Source organism: Enterococcus sp. DIV2467a (genome assembly GCF_050532945.1).
Classification (GTDB): domain Bacteria; phylum Bacillota; class Bacilli; order Lactobacillales; family Enterococcaceae; genus Enterococcus; species Enterococcus faecalis.
In genome coordinates, this window is the sequence record NZ_CP172896.1 from 1,105,544 (window position 1) to 1,123,008 (window position 17,465).

Annotated in this window: 16 protein-coding genes; 11 read left to right on the forward strand and 5 right to left on the reverse strand. The window is 35.8% G+C overall.

Translation table 11 applies throughout. The features are described from left to right. The first annotated feature begins 368 nt into the window (after nucleotides 1-368). The 6 genes from IGL80_RS05175 to IGL80_RS05200 all read left to right on the forward strand — a co-directional run bounded on the left by IGL80_RS05175 (nucleotide 369) and on the right by IGL80_RS05200 (nucleotide 7,633). The gene (locus IGL80_RS05175) at nucleotides 369-1,325 is read left to right on the forward strand and encodes an ABC transporter permease (protein WP_002356852.1); all 957 of its coding nucleotides are present in this window, start codon (nucleotides 369-371) and stop codon (nucleotides 1,323-1,325) included. An 11-nt stretch (nucleotides 1,326-1,336) separates the two neighbouring features. Next, nucleotides 1,337-2,260 (forward strand): carbohydrate ABC transporter permease, encoded by a 924-nt coding sequence (locus IGL80_RS05180; RefSeq protein WP_002359877.1) that lies wholly within the window; start codon nucleotides 1,337-1,339, stop codon nucleotides 2,258-2,260. 23 nt (nucleotides 2,261-2,283) lie between these two features. Next, on the forward strand, nucleotides 2,284-3,750 hold the full coding sequence (locus tag IGL80_RS05185) for an ABC transporter substrate-binding protein (protein ID WP_002359878.1): 1,467 nt from the start codon (nucleotides 2,284-2,286) through the stop codon (nucleotides 3,748-3,750). Nucleotides 3,751-3,820: 70 nt separating this feature from the next. Beyond that, a complete protein-coding gene (locus tag IGL80_RS05190; protein WP_002362905.1) occupies nucleotides 3,821-4,456 on the forward strand; it encodes a YesL family protein in 636 nt (211 codons plus the stop codon). After that, nucleotides 4,410-6,140, forward strand: coding sequence for a sensor histidine kinase (locus IGL80_RS05195; RefSeq protein ID WP_002359880.1), 1,731 nt, complete (start codon nucleotides 4,410-4,412; stop codon nucleotides 6,138-6,140). The genes IGL80_RS05190 and IGL80_RS05195 overlap by 47 nt, the downstream gene beginning before the upstream one ends. 11 nt (nucleotides 6,141-6,151) lie before the next feature. Continuing rightward, nucleotides 6,152-7,633, forward strand: coding sequence for a response regulator transcription factor (locus tag IGL80_RS05200; protein WP_002359882.1), 1,482 nt, complete (start codon nucleotides 6,152-6,154; stop codon nucleotides 7,631-7,633). A 40-nt stretch (nucleotides 7,634-7,673) separates the two neighbouring features. Here IGL80_RS05200 and IGL80_RS05205 read toward each other — a convergent pair whose 3' ends face one another. Continuing rightward, nucleotides 7,674-9,815, reverse strand: coding sequence for a GH92 family glycosyl hydrolase (locus tag IGL80_RS05205; protein WP_002359883.1), 2,142 nt, complete (start codon nucleotides 9,813-9,815; stop codon nucleotides 7,674-7,676). Nucleotides 9,816-9,987: 172 nt separating this feature from the next. Between IGL80_RS05205 and IGL80_RS05210 the strand changes: the two genes are divergently transcribed. Beyond that, nucleotides 9,988-11,100: an FUSC family protein gene (locus tag IGL80_RS05210; protein WP_002359884.1), complete on the forward strand. Its 1,113-nt coding sequence runs from the start codon at nucleotides 9,988-9,990 to the stop codon at nucleotides 11,098-11,100. Nucleotides 11,101-11,143: 43 nt separating this feature from the next. Here the strand turns inward: IGL80_RS05210 and IGL80_RS05215 are convergent, their stop codons facing one another. Further along, nucleotides 11,144-11,626, reverse strand: coding sequence for an SRPBCC family protein (locus IGL80_RS05215; RefSeq protein ID WP_002356863.1), 483 nt, complete (start codon nucleotides 11,624-11,626; stop codon nucleotides 11,144-11,146). Nucleotides 11,627-11,647: 21 nt separating this feature from the next. Beyond that, nucleotides 11,648-12,028, reverse strand: a complete 381-nt coding sequence (gloA2, locus tag IGL80_RS05220) for an SMU1112c/YaeR family gloxylase I-like metalloprotein (protein ID WP_002356864.1) — start codon at nucleotides 12,026-12,028, stop codon at nucleotides 11,648-11,650. Between the two features lie 211 nt (nucleotides 12,029-12,239). On the opposite strand from gloA2, the gene treP reads away from it, so the two are divergent. Together treP and IGL80_RS05230 are read left to right on the forward strand one after the other, a co-directional pair. Beyond that, nucleotides 12,240-13,706, forward strand: coding sequence for a PTS system trehalose-specific EIIBC component (treP, locus tag IGL80_RS05225; protein WP_002388267.1), 1,467 nt, complete (start codon nucleotides 12,240-12,242; stop codon nucleotides 13,704-13,706). A 127-nt stretch (nucleotides 13,707-13,833) separates the two neighbouring features. Further along, nucleotides 13,834-14,838, forward strand: coding sequence for a nucleoid-associated protein (locus tag IGL80_RS05230; protein WP_002356866.1), 1,005 nt, complete (start codon nucleotides 13,834-13,836; stop codon nucleotides 14,836-14,838). Between the two features lie 37 nt (nucleotides 14,839-14,875). Here IGL80_RS05230 and IGL80_RS05235 read toward each other — a convergent pair whose 3' ends face one another. After that, nucleotides 14,876-15,229, reverse strand: coding sequence for a YxeA family protein (locus tag IGL80_RS05235; protein ID WP_002387247.1), 354 nt, complete (start codon nucleotides 15,227-15,229; stop codon nucleotides 14,876-14,878). Nucleotides 15,230-15,427: 198 nt separating this feature from the next. Here IGL80_RS05235 and IGL80_RS05240 point away from each other — a divergent pair, with 198 nt between their 5' ends. Both IGL80_RS05240 and IGL80_RS05245 read left to right on the forward strand, forming a co-directional pair. Further along, nucleotides 15,428-16,132: a zinc metallopeptidase gene (locus tag IGL80_RS05240; RefSeq protein WP_002384290.1), complete on the forward strand. Its 705-nt coding sequence runs from the start codon at nucleotides 15,428-15,430 to the stop codon at nucleotides 16,130-16,132. 83 nt (nucleotides 16,133-16,215) lie between these two features. Beyond that, the gene (locus tag IGL80_RS05245) at nucleotides 16,216-16,554 is read left to right on the forward strand and encodes a hypothetical protein (RefSeq protein WP_002359886.1); all 339 of its coding nucleotides are present in this window, start codon (nucleotides 16,216-16,218) and stop codon (nucleotides 16,552-16,554) included. Between the two features lie 26 nt (nucleotides 16,555-16,580). On the opposite strand, the gene IGL80_RS05250 is transcribed toward IGL80_RS05245, so the two are convergent. Next, the gene (locus IGL80_RS05250) at nucleotides 16,581-17,426 is read right to left on the reverse strand and encodes a PhzF family phenazine biosynthesis protein (protein ID WP_002359887.1); all 846 of its coding nucleotides are present in this window, start codon (nucleotides 17,424-17,426) and stop codon (nucleotides 16,581-16,583) included. Nucleotides 17,427-17,465: the final 39 nt, after the last annotated feature.

Genomic DNA, 17,465 nt, shown 5'->3' on the forward strand with positions numbered 1-17,465 from the left:
AAGAACCAGCTTGCATTAAAACTGCAAAAAAATAAACTACAATTAAACGAATTGCTCTAGTGTTTTTTACGGATAAAATTCAAAAATAGTCCTCCTCAAAAATAATTAGAGGATATCCTCTGTGAAACTATCAAGTTCTCAGATTTTATAAAACAAATACACGCTAGCAAAATCGCTTTATGAGTGAGGTTTAGCCAATTGTTTTTAAGGTTCTTAAACAGTTGTAAAAAAAATATCAGATAAACGTTTTCACAAAGAACAGTCATTTCGGTAAATTTTTACCTTAAAATGACACAAAATCTATAATTTGTTTCTCAAATCCTATAATTTGTTCCTTAAAAAGATATTATGAAAACGCTATTATATTTATGAAAGGAGCGAAACGAATGAAGAAGAAAAACGGGTTTTTTCAAAATGTATGGCGTTATAAGGCCTTAATCCTTATGGCGTTACCAGGATTTATCTGGTTTATATTTTTCTTCTATATACCAGTCTTAGCCAATGTGGTCGCATTTAAAGATTTTCATATTTCACCAGATGGTTTCTTAGCTAGTCTAAGAGAAAGTCCTTGGGTTGGTTTTGAAAACTTTAAATTTTTATTTGCGTCAAAAGATGCTTGGTTAATTACTAGAAACACCATTTTGTACAATGTCGTCTTTTTAGCCTTTAACTTATTCTTCGCGATTGCTTTTGCTATTATTATGAGTGAATTAAGAAATCGTCGCTTGGTTAAAGTTTATCACACGATGTCATTGCTACCATATTTCTTATCTTGGATGGTTATTAACTATTTTGTTTATGCCTTTTTAAGTCCAGATAAAGGGATTTTGAATCAATGGATTACTGGTAATGGCGGCACAATGATTAACTGGTATGCAGATCCACGTTGGTGGCCAGTAATTTTTGTCTTCCTAAATGTTTGGAAGAGTCTAGGCTACAACAGTATTATCTACTATGCTTCTGTGATGGGGATTGATCCGACATACTATGAAGCAGCGATGGTGGATGGTGCCAACAAATGGCAACAAATAAAAAATGTTACGATTCCACAAATTTTGCCAATGATGTCTGTTTTATTAATTTTAAACATCGGCGGTATCTTCAGAGCAGACTTTGGTTTGTTCTACATCGTACCAAGAAACTCAGGTGCGCTTTACAACGTGACAAGTGTGTTAGATACCTATATTTACAATGGCTTAACGGCTACTGGTGATGTAGGCATGACGGCAGCTGCAGCGTTATATCAATCTGTCGTTGGGGCATGTTTGTTATTAATTGCGAATTTAGTTGTTCGTCGAATTGAACCAGATTCAGCACTATTTTAGGAGGAAGGATTATGAAAAAGAAAAAAGTCACTAGCGTTAACGTTCGATCCTTCAACCCGACAGCGAATTTGATTTTCAATATTGTCATTGCGATTTTTGCTATTTCCTGTGTGGTTCCGTTTTTCTTTGTTATTATGATTTCATTGACAAGTGAAGGATCATTAGCAGCAAACGGCTACCGGTTTTGGCCAAAAGAATTTTCATTGGAGGCCTATCGTTACATTTTCCAAGGGGCAATGAGTCAACGCATTATTCATGCCTTAGGGGTAACGGTCTTCATTACGGTGACAGGGACGATTGTCAATGCAACAATGACGTCATTATATGCCTATGTCATTTCTCGTTCCAACTTTCCATTTAAAAAATTCTTTACATTGTTTGCGTTAATTACAATGTTATTTTCACCAGGGATGGTTGCGAACTATTTAGTAATGACAAACTTATTGCAATTGAAAGATACAATTTGGGCGTTAATTTTGCCTTTAGCTTTAGGACCATTTAATATTTTAGTGATGCGAACGTTTTTCAAGAAAACCGTGCCTGACAGTATTATTGAATCGGCACGTATTGATGGCGCAAGTGAAATGCGCATTTTTGTCAGCATTGTGTTACCGCTAGCCGTTCCAGGGATTGCCACAATTAGTTTGTTTGCGGCTTTGGGTTATTGGAACGATTGGTTCAATGCGTTACTTTACATTCAAAAAGATACCTTGGTACCATTACAGTATTTATTGATGAAAATTCAAAACAACTTAGAGTTCTTATCAAGAAGTACGGATATGGGTGCAGCAGCACAAGAAGGGTTAGGCGTTCTACCAAGTGAATCGGCTCGAATGGCGATTGTTGTCTTATCTACGTTACCAATTGCGTTAACTTACCCATTTTTCCAAAAATATTTCGTGGGTGGTTTAACAATCGGCGGCGTGAAAGAATAAAATTGTACAGGAGGAAATAAGGAATGAAAAAATGGCAAAAAGGATTAGCCGTAGCTGGCGCAGCAGCTTTAGCTGTAGGACTAAGCGCGTGCGGTAAATCTTCAAAAGATGCAGCGTCAAAAGGTGATGATAGTACACCAACGTTATTAATGTATCGTGTTGGGGACAAACCAGATAATTATGACCAATTAATCGATAATGCGAATAAAATTATCGAGAAAAAAATTGGGGCAAAATTAAAAATGGAATTTGTTGGTTGGGGCGATTGGGACCAAAAAATGTCAACAATCGTTGCTTCTGGTGAAAGCTATGATATTTCATTAGCACAAAATTATGCAACGAATGCACAAAAAGGCGCCTATGCTGATTTAACTGATTTAGCACCTAAATATGCCAAAGAAGCCTATGATCAATTACCAGATAACTATATTAAAGGAAATACGATCAATGGAAAACTGTATGCGTTCCCAATTTTAGGTAACTCTTACGGTCAACAAGTTTTAACTTTTAATAAAGAATATGTCGATAAATACAATTTAGATATTAGTAAAGTTGATGGTAGTTATGAAAGTGCAACCGAAGTTCTAAAAGAATTCCATAAAAAAGAACCAAATATTGCTGCTTTTGCTATCGGCCAAACATTCTTTGCAACAGGTAATTATGACTTCCCTATTGGTAACCAATATCCATTTGCAGTGAAAACAACTGATACTGGCTCACCAAAAATTATTAACCAATATGCCGACAAAGACATGATTAATAACTTAAAAGTCTTACATCAATGGTATAAAGATGGCTTGATTCCAACAGATGCTGCTACAAGTACAACACCATATGACTTAAATACCAATACTTGGTTCATGCGTCAAGAAACACAAGGACCTATGGATTATGGTGATACAATCTTAACACAAGCTGCTGGCAAACCACTTGTTTCTCGTCCACTAACAGAACCATTAAAAACAACATCACAAGCGCAAATGGCTAACTATGTTGTTGCAAATACGTCTAAAAACAAAGAAAAAGCTGTTGAATTGCTAGGCTTATTAAACAGCAATCCAGAATTGTTAAACGGACTTGTTTATGGTGAAGAAGGCAAACAATATGAAAAAGTTGGCGATGATCGCGTGAAATTATTGAAAGATTACACACCAACAACTCATTTGAGTGCTTGGAACACAGGAAACAACTTAATCATTTGGCCAGAAGAATCTGTCACTGAAGAAATGGTTAAAGAACGTGATAAGAGCATCGAAGAAGCAAAAGATTCACCAATTCTTGGTTTTACTTTTGTAAATGATAAAGTGAAAACTGAAATCACTAACGTTGCTACAGTTATGAACCGTTACGCAGCAAGCTTAAATACAGGAACTGTTGATCCAGAAGAAACACTTCCAAAATTAATGGATGACCTAAAAACAGCTGGCTGGGATAAAGTTCAAAAAGAAATGCAAACACAATTAGACGAATATATCCAATCTCAAAAATAATCACAGGAGGCTGAGGCATTAGCTGAGCGCTTTTGGCTTAGCCTTTTACATAATAGAAAGGAAGAGGAAGATGGAAAGTACAGGGATTCAACGGTTGTTTTACCTTTCCTGGACAGTAATCAAACTAAATTTACTGTTTGTTTTATTTAGTTTAGCTGGAGGGATTATTTTTGGTGTTGGTCCAGCACTCCAAATGATGACTGATTTCATTTTGGAAGAGGGCATGAATTATCAAGCAATCACCGTTAAACGAGCATTTGAATCATGGAAAGCACATTTTAAAAGAAGTAACTGTTATTTTTTACTTTTTCTCTTCACTTTAGGATTTGTTTTTTATAATATTTATTTAGCCGTTCAATTTACCGGAATAATGTGGTTAATTATTACATTTATTTTATTTTTTGTTTCCCTAATACTCGTTATTTTTTACATTTATATGCTACTATATGAAGGAAGCTATTTTATCTCAACTATTGATTTAATGAAGCTTTCATTTATCAGTATCTTTTTAAACCTCGGTGTATTTTTTAAAGTCTTATTCGGTGTAATTAGTATCGTTGCTTTAACTTGGAAAATGAAAGGACTGCTACTATTTGCTTCGTTTGCCTTAATTATGATGTGGTGTGCCTATGTCACGCGCAAAAATCGCCAGTTTATTGATGGAAAGTTGGAACAAAATGAAGCGAATCTTCAAAAAACTGTTTAAAAAAAAATATTTATTAAATCGATTAGTACAAAAATACAGTCTACTGTTAACAAGTATTATTTTGTTAACGGTGGCTGCTTTGTGCGTTTATGTTACTTATACAATTAACTTATCAATTGATTCACAAAAAAATAACGCCGTTTCCCAAATTGACAGCTATGTAACGAATAAAAATAATGCGGCGACGAATATGATTAATGAATTAGCTGGCTCTGCAAGTAAAATTGAAAACATGCGAAAATATATGGAACTTTCTCCTCCTGAGTATTTTGACTATACTTACAGCCAATGGTCGGAAGATCGGGTCAGTACCCACTTTGGAAATAATTTAAGTACATTATTTAGCACCTTTCCTGACTTAGAAGAAGTGATTATTCGCTTAGATGAATTTGATCAGGTTTTGTTCGCCAATCGCACAGCTACAAATGGGAAAAAAATGGATATGTCATCAATTAAAAAACATGGCTTTCAACTAATGCGAATTATCTCCGATCCTTATACAGGACAACCGCTGGGAGAGTTGTACACTGTGTTTTCAAGTCAAGAGTTGCTAGGCAACCAAGCAGACTTATTGAAAAAATCAGGTATTAATGCGTTTATCTATGATAGTGCTGGAAATCAAATTTTTTCTGAAAAAGCACAATTTACCAAAGAAGAAGAGCGGCAACTAGATAAAAGAATGCACACCGATAGTGACATTCAACAGGTTTTTCATAATCGCTACGATATTACGGAAATAGAAAGCAGTGGCCGGAGTACCATTCTCTTATTAACAAGCCGCCGAGTCTTATTTCAACAATTGTTTATGAATTATGCGGCCATTTTAGGGATTGGGTTACTTTTGATTGTTATTTTATTAGTGGGCTTAAACCGCCTGTTTAAACGCTATTCTCAACAAGTCCAATTAATTTTAGAAGCGACACGAGCCATTGGCGATGGCAATTTAAAAGAACGAATTGACACGAATCAAGTTCAGGAAGAATTGAATGATATTGCTTCTGCGATTAATTTTATGGTAGACAGTTTAGATCAATACATTCACGATATTTATACTTTAGAAATTAAGCAACGCGATGCCCACATGAGAGCATTACAGTCGCAAATTAATCCTCATTTTCTTTATAATACGTTGGAATATATTCGCATGTATGCCTTGAGTCGGCAACAAGAAGAACTAGCTGATGTTGTCTATGCTTTTTCAACGTTACTTAGGAATAATATTAACCAAGAAAAAACCACGACCTTGGCAGAGGAAATCTCATTTTGCGAAAAATATGTGTATTTGTATCAAATGCGTTATCCCGACCAATTTGCCTATAAGTTCGAAATAGAAGAAACAATTGCTGATGTTGAAATTCCTAAGTTTATCATTCAGCCGCTTGTCGAAAATTATTTTGTGCATGGAATTGACTATCAACGACAAGACAATGCTATCAAGGTCCACGCCTACCGAGAAGGCGAAAAAATTATTGTGGCTGTTGTGGATAATGGAAAAGGAATTACCGCCAATCGGTTAGAGGAAATTCGCGAACGTTTAAATCAAATAGAAATAGACACGGAACAATCCATTGGGTTAAGAAATGTTCATGAACGTTTACAACGCTTTTTTGGGGAGAGTTATGGTTTAACCATTGAAGGGAAAGAAGGAGAAGGGACGACAATTCGTCTTTCGTTTGTAGCATAAGGGGTGAAAAGATGTATCGAGTGATGTTTGTTGATGATGAATATATGATTTTAGAAGGCTTAAAATGGATTATTCCTTGGCAAGAGTTAGGCTTTGAAATTGTTAAAACAGCGCGTAGTGCGCAAGAAGCATTGGCTTTTTTAGAAACAGAATCCATTGATGTTTTATTAACAGATATTACGATGCCAGAAATGAGCGGGATCGAATTAATTGAGCAAGCAAAGAAAAAAGGACATCAATTTATTAGTTTAATTTTATCAGGTTATCAAGAGTTTGATTACGTCAAAAAAGGCATGGCTTTGCAGGTCCAAGATTATCTTTTGAAACCAGTCAATAAGCAAGAACTATTAGCCAATATCCAGAGAATTAAAACAGAATTGGACCAACAAAAAAAATCCCATGCTCGCGTGCGTCTATATCTAGAAAATGGCTTGATGCGTTGGCTTAATGATGAAATCAGCGAAGGGGAATACGAAGAGTTAATGCAGCAATTTGCGACTATAAAACCAGGTGATTTTACCGTTTTATTGGTTGAAGCTGAGATGCCATTTTTAGAAACAATCAAGGAACTATTTATGAAAAAAGGCCAACTGTTATTCATTGAAAGTTGGATGAGTACGTACCACCAATTGTTACTTATCTATAAAGGGGCCAGACAAGAAGCGTTCTTATTTATTCGTGAAATTGAAGCGATTCTAGCTGGTCAAGGTCAGATTTTTGTAGGGGAATCTGTGAATGAATGGGAAACGGTTTATGAAAGTTATGAGAAAGTAAAACAGTTGCAAGCAATTGAAACGTTCTATCAAGAATTTCTGCCAAATAATCAAAAAGAACAAATGAATCGTTCGGCAGAAGATTTTACTTTCCTAGCGTTTAACCAAGCCTTGATGATTGGGGATATGCAGACCATTCAACGGGAATTAGATGCTATTTTCAATCAGTTAAGTCAACAACACGCTACGCCAGAATATGTACGCTATGTAGTCTTCTTACTTTTTTCAGATATCTCCCGTCAGTATCCAACTGTGTTAGAAGAAAACTATGAAAAAATCGTGGAAGAAATTCGAGCCAGCAACAATCTTAATACACTGTATGCGTTAATGCAGCAAGTCTTGGCAGAAGTGAAAAATAAACCTAAAATAAAAAAATATTCAGAAAGTGTTAGCCAAGCTGTAGAAAGAATTGAACAAGGCTATTTAGAAGAATTAAACTTAAAAACGGTGGCGGATGAGCTTCATTTGAACCCTAGTTATTTAGGCCAAATTTTCAAAAAAGAAACCAAGCGGAGTTTTTCTCAATATTTGAATCAAGTGCGTACCAAGCATGCCCAAAAATTATTATTGTACACGGATGATACAATCAACGAAATTTCAGAAAAAGTAGGATTTAACAATACCAACTATTTTTCAAAAATGTTTAAAAAATTAAATGGAATTACGCCAAAAGAATTTCGAGAGCAATACCAATCAAATTACGCAGGTGTCGAAGAATAAAAAGAAAGATGTTCAATTTTTATGAACATCTTTCTTTTTATTATTTTTCCGTACTTAATGAAAACGGTCGTTCTGCTGTGGTTTGTGGATTCGGGACGATCCCTAATTGATAATCTAAAGTCCCGCCGTTTAATAGTTCTTGATGAGTAAAATAAGGCGCAGTATGTTTTTCTTGGTTTAACTGAATTTCATGAATAAATTGTTGTTGGACTTTGTTTGGTGATGTCTGAATGGTTAATTGTTTACCATTTGACAGTTTTACTTCCGCCGTCTGGACTAAAGGCATCCCGATTACATATTCACCAGTTCCTGGTGTGACGGGATAAAAGCCTAAGCTATTAAAAATATACCAAGCAGACATGCTACCATTGTCTTCATCACCTGGATAGCCAGTTGGTGAAGCATCAAATGTTTGCATTAGTTGTTTTAAAAGTGGTTGAGCCATCTCTGGTTTGCCGATGTAGCTGAATAGAAACGGATAATGGAAACTTGGTTGATTTGAGATGGCTAATTGACCAAAATCAATTGCCGCCATTTCACTCATTTCATGAATTTCAAAACCATAGCCTTCAACGTTAAAGTTAGGCGCTTGATTGCATAGCTGAATTAATTTTTTTTCGAAAGCTAACTCGCTACCATATAGCTTAATCAAACCTGCAAAATCTTGATAAACCGCAAAACTTGATTGCCAAGCACTTCCTTCGGCGTAATCTTTGCCCCAACGAATATCTAAAAAGTCAGGACGGAAATGGCCTTCAGTATCCTTTGCTTGCATAAAGCCAGTTTCAGGATTAAAAAGTTGTTGATAATTCAAGGCTTGTTGACGATAAAACGTTGCGGTCTCTGAATCATTCAATGTTTTTGCAACTTGCGAAATACAGAAATCACTGTACGCATAGTCTAAGGTATGATTGACAGATTCATGATAGGTTGAAGGAACATAGCCATATTTTAGATAATCCAGAGTTCCTTGACGTCCATAATTTTCTCGTTCGCTTTGTTGTGTGGCGCCTTTTTTCATCGCTTCTAGGAACTGAGGCATCAAGTCAGGACGAATCTTTTTCACGGCGGCATCAGCAATGACAGCGTCAATCAAGGTGCCGGGCATTAAACCACGCTCATCTGGAGATAACCATTTTGGCAAGAAACCTGTTTCGTTGTAACTATTTAAAAAGCCTTCTAGCATCTCTTCGTATTTTTCTTGAGCAATTAGTGAGAACAATGGGTAGACCGTTTTATAAGTATCCCAAAAGCCATTATTGGTATATAGTACACCAGGACGAACCGTTTGCGAGAACGTATCATAATGAATCGGCTGCTGATTTTCGTCCAATTCATAAAAGGTTTGCGGAAATAGGAATGTTCGATACAGTGTATGATAAAACGTTTTAGTATGTTCAGGATTTTCATGCGTTACTTTAAGGCGATCGAAATAATTATGCCAATCTGCGATTCCTTGTTGCAGCATCTCAGTAGAACGCAAAGAGATTTCTCGCGCTAAATTTAACTGCGCTTGTTTTTCAGAAATAAATGAACTACTAAAATGAACAACTTGTTGAGCAATATTTCCAAAAGAAAGAAGGATTTTGCCATCTTCACCTGAAGAAGGGGCAAACCATTTGGTTAAAGGCTGTTCAAAATGAAGCACAAAATAAAAACTAAAATCTGGATCTTCACAACCAGAATAGTTGATGACTTTTACAGCCACTTGATGGTCATCTAATTGTTTTACTTGATAACGTCCAGGCAGAGTTAGTAGTAAGTGATTGTCTTTTTGTTGATAATCAATGGTTAAGATACCACCATACATGCTTGGGATTAATTGAGAAGTTATTTGATAGCGTAATTGAGTTAAGTTAATTTCGACAGGAGAAAAAAGGCTTTCTTCTGGACGATAAGAACTTTGGGCATGGAATAAAGAAAGTTCCGACAATGAACCACTGACAGGGGTCATTAATAAATGACTAAAATCACCCATCCAAGGACTTGGTTGATGCGTTACTCGATAGCCTTGAAATGTTCGATCTTCTGGATGAAACCACCAGCTGCCTTTTTGGTCAGTTGTTTGCGGGGCGTAAAAGTTCATCCCAAATGGCACGCCAGTATAGGGTAGACAATTTCCATTTGAAAAACTATGTTGGTTGGCAGTTCCGTGTCGCGTATCAATCGCTTGAATATTCATGAAAGTAGCTCCTTTGTTTTAAATGATATATCATATAGGCTGATTATAGCACAAAAAACAAGAAATGAAAGCGTATTTATTCGCTTTTTTATTTATTTTTAACGAATTGGTATATTCAATTTGAAGAGGGAATTGACAAGCATGTTACAATGGATAAGGAATCGATATTGGAGTGATTGTTATTTATTTTTTTAGTACAAAAAGTCAGCAATTTTTTGCGTATGTTTGGGCCATTTTCCCAGTCATCGCCTTTTTTTTGGTTAGTTTTTATACATTGGATTTTTTATTTTCCCCAAGCTATTTAATTATGGTGCCTGTATTTACTATTATGTTTAAAATTAACTATAAAAAAGATTATTCGTTTGTAGCGCTGCTCAAAATGAGTATCAGGCAATTTGTGATCAGTTTTTTAGCATTTATAGCTAGTAGTTCCTTTAGCTGGTCTATTATTTTAAATAGTAGTGTGACATTTTTAATTGTTTATTTATTTTATTCATCTGCGACACCGATGCGGTATCATAGTTATTTGATGATGTTTACGTTTTGTCAGTTAATCCAGGTTAAAGGAAATACATTTTTGATGCAATCTCAAGTTGTGGCCTTTTTAATTGGTCTTTTTTTATTGGCTTTAACATTAAACGCTTGGTGGCAAACAGGATTACGTCAGCTAACTAGCTTAAAGAGTAGGGGCCATGTTCGTTTTTTTAAAAGCATTCAATTAAATATGAAGCAACAAAAATTGGCAGTTATTAATTTCTGGCACGACTTACAACAGACTTTTTTTGGGATTACAAGTTTCAAACAATTTTTAGAAAGTCCTGACGAAAGGGTGCAACGATTTCGTTTAGCTATTCGTATGAGTTTCACCATCACGCTGAGTTTTATTTTAATGTGGAGTGTAGGAGGCATTAAAATAATTTGGATTCCGATGAATGTTTTTCTACTCTTGCATCCAGTGAAAGCAGAAATGAACACGCGTATTAAGACACGTTTTTGGGGGACTCTTTTAGGATGTTTCCTTAGTCTGTTTGTTGTCAATTGGCTTCAATTGCCACTGACACACCTCATTGTTTCTAGTTTGATTGGCATTTTTGTTTATGCCCTAAAACCAGGAACCGTGTTACAAGTGACAATGGCAACGATTTTTGGGTTATGTTTGGCAACAATTAGTTTACGAGGGATGTACGCCGCAGAGTTGCGGGTCTCTTTTGTATTATTGGCAATTTTTGTTGTTTGCTTAATTGATTTAGGTTTATTTGTTTATCAGCGTATTTTACGTTTTTAAAAAGTGTGGCACAGAGGGTGATTTACCCGTTGTGCCACACTTTTTAATTTTCTAAATTCGTTAATTTTTCCAAGTAATGATTTTCTATTTGCGGAAAATCTATTTTTTCTGGTGCTGCATCAGGAGTTTCAACTACTTGCTTCAAGCGATTGAGAACAATTGACCAACCAGCGATATCTTTATGGCGAGGTGTTGTAAAATTTTCTGGGAGAGATTCTGAAAAGACTAACAGGGTCTGATGAGGTGCTTGTTCTTTTAAGTCAAAATAGATGATACCAGTATCCCAAGTCACGCCCAGATATTTTTCCTCTGCATAATCAGTGAAAGGCATTGTTTCTTCAAAATCGGGCAGAATAAACCGCCAAAACCCGTTAACACCTAATTCACCAATTTCTAATTCTGGAAACCATTGTTTTAGCTTGTCTGTCTCAGTCAGGTAGCGCCAAATCGTTTGAGGGCTGGCTGAAATTGCCCGTTCTGTACCAAAATAAATCGTCTGGTTTTCTAAGCGAAAGGTATCTTTCATTTTGTTTCTCTCCTTTATTTATTATTCATGAAGTTCTAAAGGTAGTCCATCTGGATCAAAAAAGAAGGTCATTTTTTCACCCGTAAAATCATCTACTCGTAGCGGTTCTGTTTCAATTCCTTGCTCATTTAAAAAAGCAATCACTTCTTCAATATGTTCAACTTTAAAAGCTAAATGACGTAATCCTAAAGCTTCAGGATAAGAGGGGCGAGCGGGAAATTGATCAGAAATAAAAATTTCCAATTCTTGGCTGCCTAATTTTAAATCTAATTTAATATCGTTTTTTTCGGGACGATGATTTTCGCGAAGAACTTCAAAGCCCAACTTTTCGACATAAAAATTTTTAGTTGCTTGATAATTTGAGGCATTGATTGCCACATGATGAATTTCTTTAAAAAACATTTTTCATACTCCTTTTCGTTTTTTCCCTCTGTAGTATAGCAATAAAGAAGCAGCTAAAAAAGCGTTCTGTTTGACTCTTTAAGAAAAGACAAGGGATTTGCAAAAAAATAAAATTATTTTTTTGAAAGAAAGCGCTTGCCAAAAAAAGAATAATCAAGTATGATGTATATACAACTTAATTGTATATACAAGTTTGAGAGGAGAATGTAAAATGGGTAAGTTTCAAAGCGATGCACAACAGTTGTTGAAAGCAGTAGGAGGCAAAGAAAATATTTCAGCTGTTTCTCATTGTGCAACTCGAATGCGTTTTGTATTAAAAGATCCAAAAAAAGCGGATGTACCTGTGATTGAAGATATTCCTTCTGTAAAAGGAACCTTTACCAATGCTGGACAGTTTCAAGTAATTATTGGGAATGAAGTCCCACAATTTTATAATGATTTTTCTGCAATTTCCGGTTTAGAAGGGGTTTCAAAAGAAGAAGGGAAAGCAGCTGCCAAAAGTAATTTGAGTCCTGTTCAACGAGTTGTTTCTGTTTTAGCTGAGATTTTTACACCATTAATTCCTGCACTTGTTATCGGGGGATTGATTTTAGGGTTCCGCAATATTTTGGAAGGGGTTCCATTTGGCTTTCTTGATGGTCAAACAATCGTGGAAGTTTCTCAATTTTGGAATGGAGTCAATTCATTCTTATGGTTAATCGGCGAAGCAATTTTCCACTTCTTGCCAGTTGGGATTACGTGGAGTATTACGAAGAAAATGGGAACCACACAAATCTTGGGGATTGTCCTAGGGATTACATTAGTCTCACCACAACTTCTGAATGCTTATTCAGTTGCGACGACTAAAGCAGCAGAAATTCCTTTCTGGGATTTTGGGTTTGCTCAAGTTAACATGATTGGTTATCAAGCGCAAGTTATCCCAGCCATGTTAGCCGGCTTCTTGCTTGCCTATCTTGAAATTTTCTTTAGAAAAGTGATTCCTCAAGCAATTTCAATGATTTTTGTCCCATTGTTTGCTTTAGTACCAACAGTATTGGCTGCACATGTCATTTTAGGACCAATCGGTTGGACGATTGGTAGTTGGGTTTCTGATATCGTAAATGCAGGATTAACGTCAACATTTAATTGGTTATTTGGCGCCGTCTTTGGCTTTATGTACGCACCATTAGTCATCACTGGGTTGCATCATATGAGTAATGCGATTGATTTACAGTTGATTGCTGACTTTCAGTCAACCAACTTATGGCCAATGATTGCTCTATCAAATATTGCACAAGGTTCAGCTGTTTTAGCGGTTATCTTTATGCATCGTGGAAACAAAAAAGAAGAACAAGTTTCGATTCCAGCGATGATTTCTTGTTACCTAGGTGTGACTGAACCAGCGATGTTTGGGATCAACTTAAAATATGTTTATCCATTTGTTGCGGGCATGATTGGTTCGGCAATGGCCGGAATGTTTGCCACTTTAATGGGCGTTCGTGCGACAAGTATCGGCGTCGGTGGCTTGCCAGGAATTTTATCTATTGTGCCACAATATTACTTGCCGTTTTTAGTCGCAATGGTGATTGCGATTATCGTACCAATGGGCTTAACTTATATTTTCAGAAAGAAAGGCATCTTTAATAAAGTCGATCCAGTTGATGAAGCAACAGGGATGTTATACAGCGAAGAAGGGTAATCGCTTTTTGAAGTTAAGAAGAATTCGTAGACATTTGTCTACGAATTCTTCTTCTTTTTATAGAAACTATTGGCTTTTTTCTCTCTTTCAGTTAGACTAAAAAGGTTGAGAAAAGGAGAGCGTAAAAATGGATATTTATTTAAAAAAAGCAATTTTACACATTATTGATCGAGAAACTGGGACGCCGGTTTTCTCTGAAAAGGAACTAGATTTAACCACCGAGTATATTCGAACGTATTTAACTGCAAAAATTTCAAAACTTTCGACTGCACAAACAAAGACTGGAACATTGGCGGAAAATAGTTCCTTTGTTGACACGTTACGAGGGATTCCTAGTGATTTTGTAAAGAAAAGCCAAGAAGTTACCCAACATTGGTATGATGTTTATTCAGGAAGCGAAGATGCGCCTAGTGCTGATATTTTGTTCATTTTATATGAATTAGATACGGTGTTACATGTCGCAATGATTAAATTAAACTATAAAGAAAGTTACACGCATTACGTCGACTATGAAGAAGAATCCGTTTATAACAAACTGATTATCAATCGAGCAATTTTGTCTTCAAAATCACAAAAACCAGATGAAGGAATTACAGTTGACTTAGATACATTAGCGTTTGAATTACTAGAGAAAAGATATGAATTTTCAGGAGAAAAAATCTGGTATTTTTCTGAAAAAGTGATTGAGACGCAAGCGGCACCTTCCATGGAAGAAAATATCAAAGAAATTAAAAAAGCAGTCAAACGCATTGGAAAGAAATTTAACGAAGATGAGTTTGAACTAATGGCTTCTGTAAAAGAAGCGGTATATGATAGCATTGAGGAAACGGGAACGATTGACAATGAGCAGATTGCTGAGCAAGTATTTAAAGAAAATGTATCAGCTAAATTAGCTTACCAAGAAGAAGTGAATGAGTCGAAGTTTGTCGACAAAACACCGCCAGTCAGAGAATCTCGCGAAATTTCTGAAAAGAAATTTGGCAAACAGAAGTTAAAAATGGATAACGGTATTGAATTAATTGTTCCGTTAGATGTTTACCGCAATGGCGATTTAATTGAATTTGTTAATAATCCAGATGGCACAGTGTCCATTATGCTAAAAAATATCGAAAAAATTAGTAATCAATTATAAAGAAAAAACCGTTGGTCGCTTGCCAACGGTTTTTTCTTTATTTTAATTTTTCTAAAGCTTTTTCAGGGACTTCTTTTTCTGTCACTTCATTCCAGCTGATCACGCCTTTACGGGGATTAACTTTCAATTTTAGATAGGCTTTCATACGCAAAGGTTGATCACGGGATTCGTTTAATTCCACGGTTTTTTCTTCACCGTTTTTATTAAACGCAGGTTGTTGATAGTAATAAATGGTCATTGCTTCACCAGAATTTGTTTTTTCATCTTTCTTTTCACCAGATGTTGTGATTTGTGTATAATAGGCTTCTCCACCGTAATAGTAATTATAAACGCCCCAGCTACCACCCGCTAAAATGACTATGGGAATTAATATTTTTAGTAATGTTTTCATTTTCCTCACCTCAAGGAATAGTATGCCTTTTTTTTAGGAAATTTGCCATATTTTTTTCCGTTAATTGAGTGACAATTTTGTTAGTTTCGGCACTTTCTTGAAAAATTCATCATTTTTTTAAACAAAAGACAACGTTTGTCGCTCCCTTTTTTTCACTATCATGCTACAATAAAGAAAAAAAGATGGAGGTAGAGGACAATGATGCCCTTTTATTTTGGAATCGATCCAACCTATATATTGGTAATTATCGGAATTGCGATTTCTGGTGCGGCCTCCGCATATGTTAACAGTACCTTTCGTAAATATGATCAAGTACGAAGCAGTAAACATGTTACAGGCACGCAGGCAGCACAATATATTTTACAAAAAGAACAAATTAATGATGTTGGAGTTCAGCAAATTGCTGGTGATTTAACTGACAATTATAATTCTGGAAACAAAATGTTGAGCTTATCCGAAGCCACTGCTCAATCGACATCGGTCGCGGCTATTGGCGTGGCGGCTCATGAATGCGGACATGCGGTACAAGATCATACGAACTATGTGCCTTTACGTCTTCGTGCAGCTATTGTTCCAGTTGCCAACATCGGTTCAACCATTTCCTTTCCACTAATTTTGATTGGTGTTTTATTTAGTTGGAATCAAACATTAATCAACATTGGAATTTTGGCTTTTTCATTAGCCTTGATTTTTCAATTGGTGACTTTACCGGTGGAGTTTAATGCGTCTAGACGTGCATTAAGTATTCTTTCTGAAGGTGGGTTATTAACAGAAGAAGAAGTCCCAATGGCCAGAAAAGTTCTTTTTGCAGCTGCACTTACCTACGTAGCAGCGGCGCTTTCGACCTTTTTACAACTTTTACGTTTGGTTATTTTATTTGGTGGCAATAACCGACGAGACTAAGTGCTAGTAAAGGTCTTTCTATTACGCATAAAAGTAATAATATGTTATGATTAAAGTAGAAAATAACAGAGGAGCTGAAGGAAATGAAAGCATCAACAAAAATTGGTATCGGTTTAAGCATTGCTGCAGTTGCAAGTGTCTCTGTTGCAGTCATCGCTTCTGAAAAAATTATTAAGAAGGTATCTCATGTTTCCAATCGTTATAAAGTTAAAAAGTTTGTAGACGATAAATTTGATGGAAACCAAAAATTATTATCGATTGTCGATGATTTATCTGATGATGAATTAGATTCTGTTTTAAATGTTGTGGATCGTGTGAAAGATGGCGGTTTAAAATTAGCTGAATATGGCGAAAAAGTTAAAGACAATACAGATTCTTTAAAAGAACGCTTTTTCACATTTATTGAAGATGCAATGAAGTAAAAAAGATGGCCTAGGCCATCTTTTTTTTATAAAAATAATTCATTTGTTTCAACATAATAGCCTCTGCCACCAACTAGAACTTGATCAATTGTCTTTTGGGATGTAGTGTTCAAACGCACTAAGACTTCTGAAGGAGCGTTTAAGGTATAACCTTGGGCAAAGGTGTAATTGGTTTTTTGTAAAATTTGGTGATGGTACAGATAACAAGCTAACGCACCATTTGATGTACCAGTAGCGGCTTCTTCATCGATGTCATAAAGAGGTGCAAAATTCCTACAAATGATATTTTCTTCAGACAAAGCAAAAAGATGCATCCCAATAACTCCATACTTTTGGCTAAGTAACTTAATTTTTTCAAAGTTTGGTTGTAAATCCTGTAATAATTGCGCATTTTTAATGGGAACCAAAATATCTTTTAGGCCCGTTGACACAATCTGGATAGGAAAAGCAGTTGCCACTGCGTTTAAATCAAAGCAGCCGCTCAATTCTTCTAAAGTGAGCGTATCATAAAAAGTTGGGACAGTTTGTTCCATAAATAGTTGTTCACCGTTAGCCGTGATTGCGAGCAAACCGCTGTTCGTTTCGATTGTATATGCTGTTTGCAATAATTTATTTAAGTGCTTCATAATGGTAAAAGCGCCAATTGTCGCGTGGCCACATAAGTCGACTTCTTCTTTTGGTGTAAAATATTCAAGGCGGAAATCAGCAATCTTTGAGTCTGAAATAAAAGCAGTTTCTGCAAATCCTAGTTCTTTGGCGATGGCCATTTTTTGGGTTCTCGTTAAGGGCTGTGTCATAAAAACAACGCCTGCTTTGTTGCCACCTTCGTGGTTTTTACTAAATGCACTAGCGACATATGCGGTAATTTTCATTGGAACGCCTACTTTCTAATTGGGAATAAAAAACATACG